Source organism: Campylobacter sp. US53 (genome assembly GCF_004378995.1).
GTDB classification, from domain to species: Bacteria; Campylobacterota; Campylobacteria; order Campylobacterales; family Campylobacteraceae; genus Campylobacter_D; species Campylobacter_D jejuni.
This window is the reverse complement of record NZ_RYYH01000003.1, coordinates 60,293-77,540: the sequence shown is the minus strand read 5'-3', so window position 1 is coordinate 77,540 and position 17,248 is coordinate 60,293. Positions and strand designations below refer to the sequence as shown.

At 30.6% G+C, this 17,248-nt stretch carries 17 protein-coding genes; 6 read left to right on the top strand and 11 right to left on the bottom strand.

All coding sequences use genetic code 11. The features are described from left to right. The 6 genes from ELQ05_RS03505 to ELQ05_RS03480 all read right to left on the bottom strand — a co-directional run bounded on the left by ELQ05_RS03505 (position 1) and on the right by ELQ05_RS03480 (position 6,442). Positions 1–828, bottom strand: coding sequence for a septal ring lytic transglycosylase RlpA family protein (locus ELQ05_RS03505; protein ID WP_134239944.1), 828 nt, complete (start codon positions 826–828; stop codon positions 1–3). After that, positions 788–1,906 carry a lytic transglycosylase domain-containing protein gene (locus tag ELQ05_RS03500; protein WP_002852087.1) on the bottom strand — a complete coding sequence of 373 codons (1,119 nt, stop codon included), beginning with the start codon at positions 1,904–1,906 and terminating at the stop codon, positions 788–790. Before ELQ05_RS03500 ends, ELQ05_RS03505 begins: the two co-directional genes overlap by 41 nt. After that, on the bottom strand, positions 1,906–2,721 hold the full coding sequence (locus tag ELQ05_RS03495; protein WP_059110962.1) for a TatD family hydrolase: 816 nt from the start codon (positions 2,719–2,721) through the stop codon (positions 1,906–1,908). Before ELQ05_RS03495 ends, ELQ05_RS03500 begins: the two co-directional genes overlap by 1 nt. Next, complete coding sequence (cbrR, locus tag ELQ05_RS03490; protein ID WP_057042593.1) at positions 2,712–3,956, bottom strand: bile resistance response regulator CbrR; 1,245 nt, start codon at positions 3,954–3,956, stop codon at positions 2,712–2,714. Before cbrR ends, ELQ05_RS03495 begins: the two co-directional genes overlap by 10 nt. 102 nt (positions 3,957–4,058) lie before the next feature. After that, positions 4,059–5,582, bottom strand: coding sequence for an AAA family ATPase (locus ELQ05_RS03485; RefSeq protein ID WP_002876701.1), 1,524 nt, complete (start codon positions 5,580–5,582; stop codon positions 4,059–4,061). Continuing rightward, positions 5,582–6,442, bottom strand: a complete 861-nt coding sequence (locus ELQ05_RS03480; protein WP_002866499.1) for an NAD(+) kinase — start codon at positions 6,440–6,442, stop codon at positions 5,582–5,584. The genes ELQ05_RS03485 and ELQ05_RS03480 overlap by 1 nt, the downstream gene beginning before the upstream one ends. Positions 6,443–6,532: 90 nt before the next feature. On the opposite strand from ELQ05_RS03480, the gene aspS reads away from it, so the two are divergent. The 4 genes from aspS to msrA are packed head-to-tail and all read left to right on the top strand — an operon-like array spanning position 6,533 to position 9,925. Further along, positions 6,533–8,284 carry an aspartate--tRNA ligase gene (aspS, locus tag ELQ05_RS03475; RefSeq protein WP_070316946.1) on the top strand — a complete coding sequence of 584 codons (1,752 nt, stop codon included), beginning with the start codon at positions 6,533–6,535 and terminating at the stop codon, positions 8,282–8,284. Beyond that, on the top strand, positions 8,281–8,859 hold the full coding sequence (locus tag ELQ05_RS03470) for an adenylate kinase (protein ID WP_002855137.1): 579 nt from the start codon (positions 8,281–8,283) through the stop codon (positions 8,857–8,859). Before aspS ends, ELQ05_RS03470 begins: the two co-directional genes overlap by 4 nt. Positions 8,860–8,868: 9 nt before the next feature. Next, complete coding sequence (gene ppa / locus ELQ05_RS03465) at positions 8,869–9,387, top strand: inorganic diphosphatase (RefSeq protein ID WP_002855031.1); 519 nt, start codon at positions 8,869–8,871, stop codon at positions 9,385–9,387. A gap of 40 nt (positions 9,388–9,427) precedes the next feature. Continuing rightward, complete coding sequence (gene msrA / locus ELQ05_RS03460) at positions 9,428–9,925, top strand: peptide-methionine (S)-S-oxide reductase MsrA (protein WP_002876697.1); 498 nt, start codon at positions 9,428–9,430, stop codon at positions 9,923–9,925. 175 nt (positions 9,926–10,100) lie between these two features. On the opposite strand, the gene ELQ05_RS03455 is transcribed toward msrA, so the two are convergent. The 5 genes from ELQ05_RS03455 to ilvC are packed head-to-tail and all read right to left on the bottom strand — an operon-like array spanning position 10,101 to position 14,220. Beyond that, the gene (locus ELQ05_RS03455; RefSeq protein ID WP_079264093.1) at positions 10,101–10,940 is read right to left on the bottom strand and encodes an RsmB/NOP family class I SAM-dependent RNA methyltransferase; all 840 of its coding nucleotides are present in this window, start codon (positions 10,938–10,940) and stop codon (positions 10,101–10,103) included. A 28-nt stretch (positions 10,941–10,968) separates the two neighbouring features. Next, on the bottom strand, positions 10,969–11,352 hold the full coding sequence (gene ruvX / locus ELQ05_RS03450; RefSeq protein WP_002856861.1) for a Holliday junction resolvase RuvX: 384 nt from the start codon (positions 11,350–11,352) through the stop codon (positions 10,969–10,971). After that, on the bottom strand, positions 11,349–12,122 hold the full coding sequence (locus tag ELQ05_RS03445) for a DNA-processing protein DprA (protein ID WP_088303747.1): 774 nt from the start codon (positions 12,120–12,122) through the stop codon (positions 11,349–11,351). The genes ruvX and ELQ05_RS03445 overlap by 4 nt, the downstream gene beginning before the upstream one ends. Continuing rightward, on the bottom strand, positions 12,112–13,194 hold the full coding sequence (locus ELQ05_RS03440; RefSeq protein WP_070295604.1) for a divergent polysaccharide deacetylase family protein: 1,083 nt from the start codon (positions 13,192–13,194) through the stop codon (positions 12,112–12,114). The genes ELQ05_RS03445 and ELQ05_RS03440 overlap by 11 nt, the downstream gene beginning before the upstream one ends. A gap of 3 nt (positions 13,195–13,197) precedes the next feature. Further along, positions 13,198–14,220 (bottom strand): ketol-acid reductoisomerase, encoded by a 1,023-nt coding sequence (ilvC, locus tag ELQ05_RS03435; protein WP_002921147.1) that lies wholly within the window; start codon positions 14,218–14,220, stop codon positions 13,198–13,200. 118 nt (positions 14,221–14,338) lie between these two features. On the opposite strand from ilvC, the gene ELQ05_RS03430 reads away from it, so the two are divergent. Together ELQ05_RS03430 and holA are read left to right on the top strand one after the other, a co-directional pair. Continuing rightward, on the top strand, positions 14,339–16,273 hold the full coding sequence (locus ELQ05_RS03430) for a ribonuclease R family protein (RefSeq protein WP_057042592.1): 1,935 nt from the start codon (positions 14,339–14,341) through the stop codon (positions 16,271–16,273). Further along, entirely contained in the window at positions 16,266–17,231 is a 966-nt protein-coding gene (gene holA, locus ELQ05_RS03425; RefSeq protein ID WP_052835103.1) for a DNA polymerase III subunit delta, read from the top strand. The genes ELQ05_RS03430 and holA overlap by 8 nt, the downstream gene beginning before the upstream one ends. Positions 17,232–17,248 lie beyond the last annotated feature (17 nt).

Genomic DNA, 17,248 nt, shown 5'->3' with positions numbered 1-17,248 from the left:
CTACTCTCTTACAACAAATGCGCCTGAAAATGCACCACTTGCAGCAAAATCCCTTGCTTCATCTTCACTTCTAAAGCCTGTTAAGAAAACGCGATTTAACCCATCCACTGAACTTGTGCGTATAGTGGAGCTATAAGTTCTATAAGTTTTATATCTTGCTGCTATCGTTTGTGCTCCAGCTGGGTTTTTAAAGGCTCCAATTTGAACCATGAAATTTCCACCTTCATAAATTTGTCCATTATTTGCAATCTCTCCACTATTTCCATAGTTTACATTAGAATGTACAATATTATTACCCGAGCTACTTGAACCAAATCCTATAACCTCAAGCCTTACTAGAGCTGTTCCTGAAGCAATCATATCAATTTGACTAGCAGCTCCTTTTGATAAATCTATAATACGATTATTTACAAAAGGACCTCTATCATTCACACGAACGGTAACTTGACGATTGTTATTTAGATTGGTTACTTTTAAAATGGTATTCATAGGTAAAGTTTTATGAGCCGCGGTTAAACCGTTTTGATTATAGGTTTCGCCATTAGAGGTTTTTTTACCATGAAAACCTGGACCATACCAACTTGCAATACCATCAGCAGTTTCACCTACTGCTACAACAGTAGGATAGTAAGTTTTACCGTTGATAGTATAAGGCTTCATCGTTCCTTTAGTCCCTGAAGAACTAGGACTGCTTTTAAAATCATTTGAAGGATAATACACTTGAGCATTATCCAAGCTAGAAAAAAAACTAGTGCCTAAACAACCACTAAAAAATAAAGCCCCTAGACTAACGGCTGACAACTTTAGTGTAATTGTTTTTATTTGCATTTTTATTCTCCTTGATTGGTATAATTAATTTTTGATTAATACTAAGATGATTTTTTGCTATTTTATTGAATTCTCGAATTTCATCAACACTTATATTATAATTTTTTGCTATTTTATATAAAGAGTCACCAGACTTAACGGTATAAGTTCTTGTCATAGGTATAGTTGTATCAACCTTTGCAAGTTTTTCTGCTTTAAAATTTTTATCAAAAAATGCTACTTTATTAAGTGGTATATACATATAATACCCTTTACCAGGAGGCGTAAAATTATGTTTAAATTGTGGATTATATTTCTTAAAAGTTGCAAGATCCATATTTAAATTTTTAGCTATTTCTTTTAAAGATGCAGAAGAAGGCACATCAACTTTTGCAAATTCATTGCTTAAAGCATAATTCATTAAAGACGCATCTTTATCTAATAAAAAATCCCTATCATTAGCTAAAAAAGCAAGCGTTAAAATCTTTCTTATAAAATTTCTAGTTTCTAAAGAAAGATATTTCTTATCAGGGTTCAATAAAACACTTAAATCATCACTTCCTGCTTGCTTGATAGCTTGTCTTAGCTTGCCATTTCCGCAATTATAAGCTAAAAGTGCCAAATACCATTTGCCAAATTCCTCTTTTAACTCTTTTAAATAATTTGTAGCGGCATAAGTTGACTTGACCGGATCACGCCTTTCATCAACATAAGCATCGATTCTTAAACCCAAATTTCTAGCTGTTGGTTGCATAAATTGCCAAACCCCTACAGCCTTGGCATTAGAAACACTATGAGTTTTCAAACCTGATTCAACCATAGCTAGATACAAAATCTCATCAGGAACTTCCTGCTGGGCTAAAATTTTTCTTATCATAGGAGTAACTTTTGAAAAATTTTGCATACTATCTATTAAAGTTTGAGCATGTTTTGATTTTATATCTTGTTGAGTTTGCACAAAAATCAAATCACTAATAAAACTTGGATTAATATCTAAATTTCTTAAAACATTCATTTGTCTTTCATAAAATTCAGGAGTATTAATTTGTGCAAAAAGAAAATTAAAACATATTAAAAAACACAATAAAATTTTTTTCATTAATAACCTTTAAAAAATAATTTTTCAGAATTGTTAAAACAAATTTCTAGAAGCTCTTTTCTTGATAAATTCAATACTTCACACATTTTGTTTGCTACAAATTGAGTTAACAAAGGTTCATTTCTTTTACCGCGATAAGGCTCTGGAGTAAGATATGGAGCATCAGTTTCAAGTAGTAGTTTATCTTTTGGAATTTTAGGCAAAATCTCAACTAATTTCTTAGCATTTTTAAAAGTTAAAACTCCCCCAATACCAAAATAAAATCCCTCTTCAAAAAGAGTTAGCAAATGTTCGCTTGCATTAAAGCAGTGTAAAACTCCTCCTACAAGATCCTTAGAATACCCATGTAAAATCTCATAAGTATCATGATTTGCTTCTCTTGAGTGGATGATAACAGGTTTTTTAAATTCAATAGCAAGTTCAAGCTGTGCGGTAAAAATCTTTTTTTGATTTTCTTTTTCTTTTTGAATTTCTTCAGCAAGATCGCTTTTAAAACGAAAATAATCAAGCCCACATTCACCTACAGCTACACACTTTTCATCGCATAAATACTGCCTTAAAATTTTCTCATCATAATTATCAATTTCATAAGGATGCACCCCTGCTGCAAAAAAAATATTTTTATATTTATGAGCAATTGTAGCTGCATAGGGCAAATCTTTTATATCAGCACCAGGTATGATGATTTTCTCTATACCATTTTTAAAAGCACGATTTAAAGTTTCATCTAAATCATCTTTAAATGCTTCACTGTCTAGATGGCAATGCGTATCAACAATCCTTAAACCATCTTGAAAATCAAGATTTAAGAACATACTTCAACTCTATCCTTGCCATTATCTTTTGCTTGAGACAATATTTTACTTGCTTTATCAACCAAAGAATTAATCTTATCTCCACTTTTTCCAAAAACCACGCCTATAGAAGCTGTAAAAAAGACTTCATCTAAATTAACTAAAACACCAGCTTTTTTTATATTTACTCGTATACGAGAAAAGATTTTAATCGCTCTTTCTTGGGATATATTTTTAAGCAAAATGCAAATTTTTTCTGCACTATATCTACCTACAAGATCTCTTCCTTTAGTTTCATTAACTATTTCATTGGCGCAGATTTTAATTACTTCATCACCAACTTCACGGCCGTATTCATCGTTAATCATTTGAAGATTGTCTATATCTAAGAAAGCAAAAGCAAATTCCTCGTCTTTTGTTGCTATTTCGTTAAAATAATCATCTATTCCATCGATTAAAGCATTATAATTTTTAACCCCAGATACAGGATCTAAAACATTATAAGTGCTTAAAAATTTTTTATCATCCATGTAAGATAAACAACGATCTAAGCGACAATTAAAACTTTCTTTGCTTAAAGGCTTAAACAAATACTCATTAACTCCATTTTTAAAAGAATTCGCTTCAAATGAATCATTATGATCCCCCAAAAGAATCACACCTAATTCATCATCACTAAAACGTTCTCTTACTTGAGTCAAAAGCTCAAAACCGCTAATTACTGGCATATTGACATCTGCTATAATAAGCTTAACATCATTATTATCATTTAAATAACTCATTGCTTCTTCACCATGAGCTGCAGCTAAAACATTAAATTGTCTTTGAGTAAGTATTTTTTTAATTTCATTACGTTCAGGTAGCTTGCTCATAGCTAAAATCACTTTAGTTTTTGCATATTGATTAAGTTTTACAATAGAACTAATAATCTCATCAATGCAAGTTTCACTTTCTTTAAAAATATAATCTAATATATCTTTATCCATAAATTTTTCTTTAGTAGCCTTATCACCACTAGCTGTAAGAACAATAGCAGGAATTTTCTTTTCTATAACATAATCCACAACTTCACCATTTGGGGCATCTGGCAAACATAAATCCACAAAAGCTAAAAAATAATCATTATTCACTAATTCCTTAGCTTCGGCGAAACCAAAAGCAATATCTACCTCATAATCTAAAGTCATTTGAATTTTTTTAGCTAAAAGTTTGCCGAGCATTTTATTGTCATCAATAATTAAAATTTTCTTATTCATAGTGTGTAAAATACCTTTATATCTAAAATTTTTAATATATTTGTTTCAAAGAAAGGAAATTTTATAGTTATATATTCTAACATAGTAAAATAAAAAATCCGCTTAATTCTTAAACAAGGTCTTAGCAAATTCGATTGCTTCATCACTAACAAGCTCTCCGCTTACCATCCTAGCAAGCTCTTTAATTCTTTCTTCTTGATCAAGCTTTTTTACCTTGCTTTCTTCGCCATTTTTTTCAACTAAAAAATGATTATGTGCCTTAGAGGAAAGTTGAGGCAAATGAGAAATAGCAAAAATTTGATAAAACTTAGAAAGCTCTTCTAAAACCTTGGCTATACTCATAGCCTCTTTTCCACTTAAATTTGCATCAATTTCATCTAAAAATAATATCCCTTTACCTGCATTTAAAATTTTACATTCTGTGGCTATAAAAGCAAGTCTTAAGCGATTTAATTCACCCGAACTTAAATTTTTTAAATGAGCTAAATTAATATCTAGCATTATCTCATCTTTGCCTAAAATTGAAATTTTTTCATTTTCTTTAAGTGTCAAACTTGCGTCTTTCATATAAAGATCTTTAAGATAATTATTTAAACATTTTTCTAATTTTTTAAGGTTTTTCTTTCTTGTTTGACTTAAAATTTGCGCTTTTTCTTCTAATTTTTGTTTTAATTCTTGAAATTTTTTTTCAAGTTCTTTTTTTTCAAAACTTAAATTTTCATAATGTTCTAGTTCATGTTTTTTTTGTTTTAAAACCTCTAAAGCATTTTCTATGCTTTCATAACGCTTGATGAGATAGGACAAATTTTCAATGCGATCTAAAAGCGTCTCCACATCAAAATCCAAATCTTCCATTTTTTGATTTTCACAAATCACGCGTAATTCATTTAAACATTCACTAAAAAAACTTGCATCAACTTCGCTTAAATTTAAAGCTTCAATAACAACTTTTTCAAGCTCAAAAATACGCTCTGCCTTACTCCAAGCTTCTTCTAATTTATCTTTTTTAGAAAGCTTTTTTTTAAGTATTAAAAGCTCTTCATACTCACCTATTTTAGGATTAATGCTTGAAATTTTTTCAATTTGCACCCTAGCTAATTCTTTTAATTCTTCTACTTTTTTTTCTTCTTCCAAAATTGCATTAAGCTCATTAGAAATTTGACTATAAGCATTAAAATCTTTTTTAAAATCTTCTAAAAAGGAAATAAAATTTGTATTTTCTTGCATTTCTAAGGCATCTAAGAGATTTAAAAATTTTTCATTTCCAAATTCGTTATTTTCCTTTGCGCTTAAATACTTAATAAAAGTTTTACTTAAATTTTGCAAACTTTTTTTCGCTATGCTTTGATTGTTAATAAAATATTTTGTGTTTTTTTCTTTTAAAAGCTTAAAAACATTCTCCTCTTCGCTTTCTATGCCAAAACTTTCTAAATCTAACTTATCATCTAGTTCTATTTCGACAATTTTAGCCTCACTTTCACTCAAAGAAAATGCGGATAAAATTCCTTTAAACAAAACTGATTTTCCAGCTCCACTTAGGCCTGTAAAAACGGTAAGCCCTTTAGAAATTTCAAGCTCAGCCTTTTTAAAACCAAGATTTTCTTTCATAAAAATTCTATTTATCATCAATTTCCCCAGTGTAATTTTTCTTTTAAAATTTGAAAATAATCCCTATTTTTTGGGTGAATTAAAGCCACATTTTTATCACTTAAACCCACTTTTATACTTTTAAAATCATTCATTTTATAATTTTCTTGCCCATCAATACAAAGTATGCAATCCTTTGCCATAATCTCTATTTCAAAACCTTTTGGCAAAACAATAGGGCGTTGTGTTAAAGAATGAGAACAAACAGGAGTTAAGATAAAAGCTTGAGCTAAAGTATAAACTATGGGCCCATTTGCGCTTAAATTATAAGCTGTTGAACCCGCAGGAGTTGCAACAATAAGCCCATCTCCAAAATATTCATTAAATTTCTTTTCTTTTCTAAAAACTTCTATATGAGCCATAGAAGCTTGATTGTTTTTACTGATGACCACATCGTTAAAAGCTAATTTTTCTAAAATTTTTCCTTGCTTATCTTCTAAAAAAACACTTAATAAATAAGGCTTTTCTATTCTAAATTCTCCTTGAAAAAAAGCTTGAAAAAAATTTTCAGCTTCATCAACTTTAAAATCTGTTAAAAAACCTAAATGTCCAGCATGAATTCCTAAAACTGCTTTATCATATTCACAAGCTTTACGACATAAAGAAATCAAAGTTCCATCTCCACCTAAAGAAATAACAAAATCAGATATTTTAAACAAATCATCCAATCCATACTTTGGCAAATCTAAAATTTCAGAACTTTCTTTAAACAATACAAGTTCAACTTTATATATAGATAAAATCGATTGAAGTTTTAAAATTTCCTTATCTAAACTCACATTGGGTCGTGTAACAAGTCCGATTTTTTTAATATTTTTATAATCTATTTTATTTTGCATAAAAAATTATATCAAATCTTAGCAAAGCAAAAGAATAAAAATACTATAATTTTGCTCATTATCTTAAAAAATCTTTTTCAAGGAATAAATTTGCGAAGTCATTATAATACAGACTTGGGAATTTCCCATGTTGGTCAAAGCGTTAAACTTTGCGGTTGGGTAAATAGCTACCGCGATCATGGTGGAGTTATTTTTATAGATTTAAGAGATAGAAGTGGTATTATCCAACTTGTTTGCGATCCAAATGATAGCAAAGAAGCTCATGAAATCGCTTCCAATGCAAGAAATGAATTTGTACTTATTGCAGAAGGTGCTATTCGTCCGCGTGGCGAAGGACTTGTAAATCCTAAATTAAAAACAGGAGAAATCGAAGTAGTTGTTTCTAAACTTACCATAGAAAATGAAAGTGCCGTACCTCCTTTTGCTATCGCCGATGAAAGTGTAAATGAAGAATTACGCTTAAAATATCGCTTTTTAGATTTAAGAAATCCTAAACTTTATGAAAATTTTGCCTTGCGTTCTAAAGCTTGTATAGCAGCTAGAAATTCTTTGGCAAATATGGGATTTTTAGAAGTTGAAACCCCTATTCTTACCAAAGCTACTCCCGAAGGCGCAAGAGATTATCTCGTACCTTCTCGTGTGCATCAGGGTGAATTTTACGCTCTTCCACAAAGCCCTCAGCTTTTCAAACAACTTTTAATGTGTAGCGGTTTTGATCGTTATTTTCAAATCGCAAAATGTTTTAGAGATGAAGATTTAAGAGCTGATCGCCAACCTGAATTCACACAAATTGATGTTGAAATGAGTTTTTGCGAACAAAAAGATGTAATCAATGTAGCTGAAACTTTTTTAAAAGATATTTTCAAAGCTTGCGGCAAAGAAATTCAAACCCCTTTTAGACAAATGCAATACAAAGACGCTGTGGAGAATTATGGCTCTGATAAGCCGGATTTAAGATTTGATCTTAAATTTATTGATGTGATTGATATTTTTGCTAAGTCAAATAATGAAATTTTTGCAAATATTGCCAAAGATACAAAGAAAAATCGCATCAAAGCCATACGCGTTCCAAAAGGCGATACCATTTTTTCAAAAAGACAAATGCAAAGATTTGAAGAATTTGTGCGTAAATTTGGTGCTCAGGGCTTAGCTTTTATACAAGTTAAAGAAGATGGGCTTAAAGGTCCACTTTGCAAATTCTTTAGCGAAGAAGATTTAAATGAGCTAAGCAAACGCTGTGAACTTGAAGTAGGAGATGTGGTATTTTTCGGTGCAGGAGCTAAAAAAACCGTGCTTGATTACATGGGAAGATTTAGAATTTTCTTAGCCAACGAGTTAAATCTTATAGATCCAAATGCCTTAGAATTCTTATGGGTTGTTGATTTTCCTATGTTTGAGCAAAATGATGATGGAAGTTATTCTGCGATGCACCATCCTTTTACCATGCCAAAAAATATCGATGAGACTGATTTAGAAGAAATTTCATCTATTGCTTATGATGTAGTGTTAAATGGCGTTGAGCTAGGTGGAGGTAGTATAAGAATCCATAAAAACGATATTCAACAAAAAGTATTTAAACTTTTAAATATCGATGAAGAACAACAAAAAGAAAAATTTGGCTTCTTACTTGATGCTTTAAGTTTTGGTGCTCCACCACATGGAGGTATCGCTATAGGACTTGATAGACTCATCATGCTAGTTACAGGAGTAAACAGCATAAGAGAGGTTATAGCCTTTCCAAAAACCCAAAGAGCGCAATGCTTAATGACAGATGCACCATCGCCTGCTAGCAATGAAGCAATGAGAGAATTAGGAATCAAATTAAGGGAGAATATAAAATGAAAGAATTGTTTTTAATCATAGGTGCACCAGGTAGTGGAAAAACTACCGATGCTAGTTTAATCGCACAAGCAGATGCGACAAATATCACACACTATTCAACAGGAGATCTTTTAAGAGCTGAAGTAGCAAGTGGGAGTGAGCTTGGAAAAACTATAGATAGTTTTATATCCAAAGGCAATCTTGTTCCTTTAGATGTTGTTGTAAATACTATAGTTTGCGCACTAAAAGCTGCTCCAACTAAAACTATTATCATCGATGGCTATCCAAGAAGCGTAGAACAAATGATGGAATTTGACAAGGTTTTAAGTGAGCAAAATGAAATTTGTCTTAAAGGTGTTATAGAAGTAAGAGTAAGCGAAGAAGTTGCCAAAGAAAGAGTTTTAGGCAGAAATCGTGGTGCAGATGATAATGAAGAAGTGTTTTATAATAGAATGAAAGTTTATACAGAACCTTTAAATGAAATTTTAGATTTTTATCAAAAGAAAAAACTTCATTTTATTATCGATGGGGAACGCACTATCGAACCTATCGTTGCAGACATGAAAGAACTGATTAAAAAAATTCAAAGTATATAAGGAGAAAAAATGGATTTAAGCAAAATCAAAATCGGAGATATTCCAAATAAAATCAATGCCGTAATTGAAATTCCATACGGATCAAGCATCAAATACGAAATCGATAAAGATAGTGGTGCTATCATGGTAGATCGCGTTATGGCTAGTGCGATGTTTTACCCAGCAAACTATGGTTTTATTGCCAATACTTTGGCTGATGATGGTGATCCTGTGGATATTTTAGTGCTTAATGAATATCCTATCCAAGCTGGAGCCGTGATTCCTTGCCGCTTAATCGGTGTTTTAATCATGGAAGATGAAAGCGGAATGGATGAAAAACTTCTTGCAGTTCCAAATTCAAAAATAGATGCAAGATATGACAATATAAAAACTTACACAGATTTACCACAAGCAACTTTAAATAAAATCAAAAATTTCTTTGAAACTTATAAAATTTTAGAGCCAAACAAATGGGTTAAAGTACAAGATTTTAAAGATGAAAAAGCTGCAATTGAAATTTTAGAAAAAGCAATCAAAAACTACAAATAATCCTAGCCCTTCAAAGGGCTAAACTCAAGGAAAACTCGCAATGAAAAATATCGTTTTAGGTGGTGGTTGTTTTTGGTGTGTTGAAGCCGTATTTGAACGCCTAAAAGGTGTAATCGATACTGAAGTTGGATATAGCGGAGGAAATCCAAATCCTAGCTATGAAAGCGTGTGTAATGGTGATGGTAACATAGAAGTTGTCAAAATAAATTACGATGAAAAACAAATCTCTCTTCTTGAAATCTTAACACTCTTTTTTAAAATTCATGATCCAACAAGTATAGATAAACAAGGTGGAGATATTGGTATACAATATCGCTCAATAATCTTTTACGAAAATGAAGAAGATAAAATTTTAGCTCAAAATTTCATCGAAGAACAGCAAAAAATATTTAGCAAAAAAATAGTTACTAAAATTTCAAGATTGCAAACTTACTACAAAGCTGAAAACTATCATCAACATTATTTTATAAATAATCCCAATCAAGGATATTGTCAAGCTGTAATAGTTCCAAAACTGCAAAAAATACAATCAGACTAATTTCATCTTTTTAAGGTTAAAAAAATTTCAACTTTATTCACAGCCTTTTCACGCTGTGATTTTCTTTTCAAAGTACTTAAAAATAGAACTTTAAGCTTTAAAATAAAGAAAAAATTATTTATTGTTTTTTAAGTTTTTTTATGAATTTGTATTTAAATGTGAATAATTTTATCAATTAACATAATTTCCTAAGTTTAGCTATAAAAAATCCATCATAGTCTAAGCTTGGTAAAATCCGTCTGCATTTTGAAATTTCAGCAAATTCTTCACTTTGCCCTGCTTTAGCCTCAACATTTTCCAAATCAATATCTAAAAGCTCTAATTTAAACTCGCTTTTTAAAGCATTCTCTATCACTTCTTCATTTTCTTCTTTGGTAAAGGTGCAAGTACTATATACAAGCTCTCCGCCTATTTTTAATGCCTTTAAAGCAGAATGTAGAAGTTTTTTTTGAGTTTTTGCAATATTTTTGATTTCTTTATAACTTTTTTCCAAATCAAAACCTATTTTAGCAAAAGTTGAACAAGGTGCATCAAGTAAAATTTTATCAAATTTTAAAGGACATAAATTGCCTATATTTTTACCATCTTTCATAAAAACTTTAGCATTCACGCCGTAATTTTTAAGATTTTTTTGCAAAATAAAAAATCTATCCCTACTCATCTCATTGCAAGCTAAATAACCTGTATTTTGCATAAAATTTGCAAGATTGATACTTTTACCACCCGGAGCTGCACACATATCAAGAACACTTTGCCCTGCTTTAACTTCTAAATTTAAAGCACACAAATAAGAAGAATAATTTTGTATATAAAAGTGCGCCTCATTAAAAGCTTTCATAGAACTTAAGATAGCCTTATCTTTGGCGTCAAACAAATAACAATAAGCGTTAATCTTTTTAAATTTTAAATTTTGTTTTAAAAATTCTTTTTCTAATTCTTCAATGCTGGTTTTTAAAGCATTTGCAAATACACAAACATTTTTTTCTTGAGTAAAAGAAGATAAAATATTTTGCATTTCATCTTTGGTATAAAGTTTTTCTATTCTAGAGAGCAAAATAATCCTTTATCATGATAAAAGCGGATAAAGAGTCTAATTTACCATCTTTTTTGCGTGTATTGGCTACACCGTATCCTAAAGCTTCTTTACTTGTTCCACTTTCATCTACAAAGCAAATTTCTTTATCAAATTCAAGCAAAGAAACAAAATGCTTAATGCGTCTTGTCATTTCTTCTTCGCTTGATCCACCCTTAGGAATGCCTACAATGAGTAAAGAAATTTCATGTATTTTAAGTAAATTTTTGATTTCATTGGCGGCTTGATTGCGATTTTTTCTTAAAACTGCATCTAAAGGCAAAGCGATCTTTTTATCTACACAAAGCGCTACACCTATGCGTTTTAAACCTACATCTAAAGCCAAAGCTCTCATACTAAAACCCTTATAAAAAGCCCTTCTATGGAAATTTTTCCCTCAAGTTCGTATTCATAAACTTTTTGTCCATAAATTTTTAAAGCCTCATCAACACTCACACCTTTTTTACAAAACTCTAAAAATTCATCTTGATTTGTATCTATACTTGCAAACTCACTTACAAATTCTTTGAAATCACAAATCAATTTTGCTTTATTTTCCTTTAAAAGCAAATTAGTTGCTGTGCTTTCTCCTAGTCTTTGCGGTAAAACATATAAAGGTTTATTGAGTTCTAAAGCAAGTTTTGCACTTTGCATAGAACCACTTTTTATATCTGCTTGTGCAACTACAACGGCCTTACTTAAAGCAATAACCAAACGATTTCTTAGTAAAAAGTCATAATTTTTTGGCAAATAATCATCTTCGTATTCGCTTAAAGCCAAAGCATTTTCATAAATTTGTTTAATGATTTTTTCATTAGTTCTTGGATAAATTTGATCTAAACCATTAGCAAAAATACCTATAGTATTTGGCATAGCCGCCATACTTGCGGTGATATCCACACCCAAAGCACCGCCACTTACCACACAAAGATGGGTATTTTTAAGCATACTCGCTAAGGAAAAAACACAATTTTTCGTATAAACACTCATACGCCTTGAACCTATAATAGCGATTTTATCTTGTCTTAATAAAGATAAATTTCCTTTGTAGTGTAATTTTTTAGGAGGCTTTTTTAAATCTTTAAAAAGTTCTAAAAATTCATCAGGCAAAATTTCACTTGCCATAAATTTCACTCAAATACACAAGATCAACGCCTTTTAACAAATCCTTACTTTGCTCTAAGGCTTTAAAAGTATTTTTCCTAGGATGTCCTATGGCTATAACAAAACCTTTTTTTTGTGCAAGTTTTACTGCACTTTCGAGTTGTTTTTTAACATAATTAACATCATCCTCATTATCCAAAAACACATCTCTTTGTATATAAGGCATACTGAGTTCTTTAGCGATTTTATTTGCCTTAGAATTTCCTATAGTTTTAGAATCTACAAAAAATATATTTTGATTTTTTAAAGCCTCGTAAAGCTTTCTCATAGCTTCTTCATTGCTTGTAAATAAACTTCCTGTGTGATTATTGATATATCTTAAATCCTTAAAATCTTTTTTAATTTGCTTGATTTTTTTAAAAATTCTTTCTTTGCTATCATTTGGATTTAAAGTATCAAGCTCGGGTTTATTGTAATTAATCGCTGCTAAAGGTAAATGCACCATATAAAAATCAAATTTTAAAGCAAGTTTTGGCGTTTCGCTATGGTTTTTATCTGGCGGGAAAAAAGAAGGATTTAACTTTAAATTTAAAGCTTTTAAACCTCTAACCTGACTTGCATTTGCCATATCATCGATAATAATAGCAAGTTTTGGTTTTTTAGAAATTTTATTTAAATGAATATCTTCATCAAAAGTTAAATTTTGATCTTGAGTTAAATTTGTATCTTTTGGAATAAAATTGTGTTCCAAACTCTGATTTTGTTCTAAACTTAAATTCTGCTCTACATTGCTTAAATTTTGCTCATTTAAACTTATATTTAAATCATCAATTTCTTGAATTTTTTGCTCTAAAATACTTACAGATTTATTATTATCAAACTCATTCTCTTGAAAAATACCAATTTCATAATGATCTTTATTTGATGAAATTAAATCTTCTTGTTTATCAATAAAATAATCCGGCTTAACAGAAGAAACATCTTGGGAATTTTGATATTTTACTAAAATTCCCAAAGCTAAAGCTATACAAAGTAAAAAAAGTATAGCTATGATTAAATAACGCTGAATTTGAACTAATTTTTTCTTTGACAATGTTTAGTTCTTATCTTTATCTACTAATTTTTTAGCACTGATCCAAGGCATCATCGCACGCAAATTACGCCCTGTTTTTTCTATCAAAGAATCATTCATATTTTTGCGTTCTGCATGCATTCTAGCAAAACCTGCACGGCGTTCTAAGATAAAATCTTTTGCAAAAACACCATTTTGTATATCTTTTAAAACACCTTTCATCGCTTTTTTAGTCTCTTCAGTAATAATCTTTGGCCCTGTAATATAATCGCCGTATTCTGCAGTATTTGAGATAGAATAACGCATATCTGCAATACCACCTTGATAAATCAAATCCACAATGAGTTTCATTTCATGCAAACACTCAAAATAAGCCATTTCAGGTTCATAACCTGCTTCAACCAAAGTCTCAAAACCTGCTTGAATCAAAGCACTAAGCCCACCACAAAGCACAGCTTGTTCACCAAAAAGATCTGTTTCTGTTTCGGCTTTAAAGGTTGTTTCTATAATACCTGTGCGTCCGCCCCCAATCGCACTTGCATAACTTAAGGCTAAATTTTTAGCATTTTTACTTTCATCTTGATGGATGGCTATTAAACAAGGAGTTCCACCTCCTAAAGTAAATTCATTTCTTACTGTATGTCCTGGTGCTTTAGGTGCTATCATGATAACATCTATACCTTTTGGAGCAACAATTTGACCATAGTGGATATTAAAACCGTGCGCAAAAGCTATAGCCTTGCCTTCACTTAAATTTGGTTTTATTTCGACATTAAAAATATCTGCTTGAATTTCATCAGGAGCTAAAATCATAACCACATCTGCTGTCTTAGAAGCTTCACTTACACTCATTACTTCAAAACCAGCATTTTTTGCTTTAACAGCACTTACACTACCTTCACGAAGTCCGATAATTACATTTACGCCATTATCTCTTAAATTCATCGCATGAGCGTGTCCTTGAGAGCCAAAGCCTATAATTGCTACTTTTTTTGATTTGATTAAATTTAAATCACAATCTTTATCATAATATACTGTAATAGCCATATTCACTCCTTAAAAATTCAAAAATTAAAGGTATTATTATAGCAATTAAAGTATAAATTTCATATTTTTTTTATAAACTTTATGTAAGAATTTTACAAAAAATCATAAAGTATCAAAAGTGAAAGAATTTTTAAACAGTCTTAGTTATGGCATTAGCTCTCATGAAGTAAGCAATGAATTTAAACAAATTTTAAGAGAGCTTTTAGCTAATCATATCATCAAAGAACACAAAAACAAATACTATCTTAACAATGGTTTTGCCTTTGGAGTACTTGATATTTCAAGCAAAGGCACAGGTTTTTTACAATGCTTTGATGAAAGTTTTAAAAAAGATCTTTTGATAGAAAACAAAAACCTAAAAGGTGCAAACTATAAAGATATAGTCGCGGTAAAACTTCTACCTTTAAAGAAAAAACGCCCCAGTGCAAAGGTGATTTTGGTTCTAAAAAGAGCCAATGAAACCTCTTTAGTGATCACCAAAAGGTATGGCGAAGCCGTGCTTGGAATGAATATCAAAACAGGATTAAGCACTGCCTTAAAAGCTTCTCAAAAATCTTTAAAAGCACTACCTTTAGGGACAATTTTAAAAATAGAAAATGAAAATAACAATATCATAGAAGTTTTAGGACATATCGATGATGAAAGCGTAGATGAAAAAATCTCCCTAGCTCTTTTTAATAAAAATAACGAATTTAGCGACGCTTGTATCAAAGAAGCTCTAGCAAACGGCGATAGTGTTGATGCGAGTATGTATGAAAATCGCATGGATTTAAGAGCCTTGCCTTTTTGCACCATAGATCCTATACATGCAAAAGATTTTGATGATGCGATTTATTTTGACATCCAAAAACGAGAAATTTATGTAGCTATTGCTGATGTTAGCGAATATGTTTATGCTTATAGCGCTATAGATAAAGAAGCAAGAAATCGTGGATTTTCTATTTATTTTCCACATATTGCTATACCTATGCTGCCTCATCCTTTAAGTGAAAATATCTGTTCTTTAAAACCTCATTTAGATCGCTTAGCGTATTGTTTTAAAATCACACTCGATCATGAAAATAAAGTCATCAAAGAAGAACTTTTTGAAGGTATTATCAACTCAAAACGCCGTTTTAATTACGATGAAGTTGATGAAATTTTAGTACAAAAACCTGATTTAAAAGAGCTTTCATGGCTTTATGAGCTTTTTGAAATCACAAAAAATTTACGCAAAATGCGTCTTAAAAATGCCTTTGAATTTCGCACCGAAGAATTAAGAATGAATCTAGATGAAAACTTAAGTCTAAAAAGCACAGTTTTTGAAAAAGACACACCTTCGCATAATTTGATCGAAGATTGTATGCTTTTAGCCAATAAAGCCGCAGCAAAACTCATAGATATAGGCGTTTTTAGAAATCACTTAAGCGCTGATGTAAGAAAAATCGATAAGCTTTTAAATGAATTACGCGAACTCGGAATCGATGTAAATTTTAAGCCCAATCTTCCTGAACTCATACGAGACATACAAGCTTTAGCCGATGAGTTAAATTTAAGAGCAGAAGTAGATAAACTCATCATCAAAGCACAAAAAAAAGCGGAATATTCTAGTGTAAATGCGGGACATTTTGGCTTAGGTTTTGATAAATACTCACATTTTACAAGCCCTATAAGAAGGTATTCTGATCTTATTTTACACAGACTTTTAAAAGCCAAACAAAAAAACGATGAAAAACTTTTTAATTATCTACTTTTAAACATAGAAAGCACTTGCGAGAATCTTAGCACACTTGAAAGAGAGGCGGATAAGGTTGCTTTTGATTTTATGGATAGAAAATTTGCTAGATGGGCGGCTAAAAATATAGGCAAAAAATTTAAAGCTTTAGTTGTGCAAAATGATGGAGTTTGCATAGCTAAACTAGATGATGAAATCAAAGGAGCAGATATAATCCTTTATGATACGCGTGTAAATTTGCTAGAAAGTGTTGAAGTGCAAATCATGGAAGCAGATATAGTTATGGCAAAAATTTATGCTAAAATCACCCAAAGACTCATAAAGGAAGAAAATGTATAGAAAAGAGCTTCAAACCTTACTTTCTAAAGATTCAATACCTAATTTTTTCTTTCTTTATGGAGCAGATAATTTTCAAAGCGAACTTTATGCTGAATTTATAAAAGAAAAATATAAGCCCGATGAAACTTTAAAACTTTTTTTTGAAGAATACAACTTCACTCGTGCAAGTGATTTTTTAAGTACAGGATCGCTTTTTAGTGAAAAAAAATTACTCGAAATTAAAACTTCTAAAAAAATTCCAACAAAAGATCTTAAAATTTTAGTAGATCTTTGTAAAAACAATACGGACAATTTCTTTCTTTTAGAGCTTTATGATGAAAACTCAAAGCAAAGCGACATAGAAAAAATTTTCTCTCCTCATTTTGTAAGATTTTTTAAAGCTAACGGAGCTAGAGAAGGCGTGGAGCTTTTAAGTATAAAAGCAAAACAACTAGGGGTTGAAATCACTCAAAATGCTTTGTTTACCCTTTTTACAAGTTTTGATGAGAATTTATATCTTGCTGCGAGCGAGCTTAATAAATTTAGTGGTTTAAGAGTAGATGAAAAAACCATAGAACAATACTGCTATAGTTTGAATACAGGAAGTTTTGAAAGCTTTTTTGAGAAAATTTTAAAAAAACAAGACTTTAAAAGCGAACTTGAAAAAATTTTAGATAATTTTAATGAAATTGCTTTAATCAACTCTTTGTATAATTCTTTTTATCGTTTGTTTAAAATCGCACTTTATGCTAAAGTCAATGGTAAAATTGACTTTAAAGATCTTTTAGGCTATACTCCACCTCCTCAAGTGGGACAAAATTTAAGCTCTCAAGCCTTTAGTTTAAAAATCGAACAATATAAAGAAATTTTCACTCTTTTGCTTAAAAGCGAATACGAGCTTAAAACCAATTCTAAGCTCGTAAAAAAAGAATTTTTGATTTCAAATTTGCTTAAACTTGCAAGGATTTTAAAAAGCTAGATTTATACTTGGTAAAA

Bases quoted from the DNA above. Each gene is read 5' to 3' on its own strand.
- msrA (WP_002876697.1), top strand. From the start codon at position 9,428: ATGAAAAATATCGTTTTAGGTGGTGGTTGTTTTTGGTGTGTTGAAGCC.
- ELQ05_RS03480 (WP_002866499.1), bottom strand. From the start codon at position 6,442: ATGCAAAATAAAATAGATTATAAAAATATTAAAAAAATCGGACTTGTT.
- ELQ05_RS03500 (WP_002852087.1), bottom strand. From the start codon at position 1,906: ATGAAAAAAATTTTATTGTGTTTTTTAATATGTTTTAATTTTCTTTTT.
- ELQ05_RS03470 (WP_002855137.1), top strand. From the start codon at position 8,281: ATGAAAGAATTGTTTTTAATCATAGGTGCACCAGGTAGTGGAAAAACT.
- ppa (WP_002855031.1), top strand. From the start codon at position 8,869: ATGGATTTAAGCAAAATCAAAATCGGAGATATTCCAAATAAAATCAAT.
- ELQ05_RS03505 (WP_134239944.1), bottom strand. From the start codon at position 828: ATGCAAATAAAAACAATTACACTAAAGTTGTCAGCCGTTAGTCTAGGG.
- ELQ05_RS03445 (WP_088303747.1), bottom strand. From the start codon at position 12,122: ATGGCAAGTGAAATTTTGCCTGATGAATTTTTAGAACTTTTTAAAGAT.
- ilvC (WP_002921147.1), bottom strand. From the start codon at position 14,220: ATGGCTATTACAGTATATTATGATAAAGATTGTGATTTAAATTTAATC.
- ruvX (WP_002856861.1), bottom strand. From the start codon at position 11,352: ATGAGAGCTTTGGCTTTAGATGTAGGTTTAAAACGCATAGGTGTAGCG.
- holA (WP_052835103.1), top strand. From the start codon at position 16,266: ATGTATAGAAAAGAGCTTCAAACCTTACTTTCTAAAGATTCAATACCT.
- ELQ05_RS03485 (WP_002876701.1), bottom strand. From the start codon at position 5,582: ATGATAAATAGAATTTTTATGAAAGAAAATCTTGGTTTTAAAAAGGCT.
- ELQ05_RS03495 (WP_059110962.1), bottom strand. From the start codon at position 2,721: ATGTTCTTAAATCTTGATTTTCAAGATGGTTTAAGGATTGTTGATACG.
- ELQ05_RS03455 (WP_079264093.1), bottom strand. From the start codon at position 10,940: ATGCAAAATATTTTATCTTCTTTTACTCAAGAAAAAAATGTTTGTGTA.
- cbrR (WP_057042593.1), bottom strand. From the start codon at position 3,956: ATGAATAAGAAAATTTTAATTATTGATGACAATAAAATGCTCGGCAAA.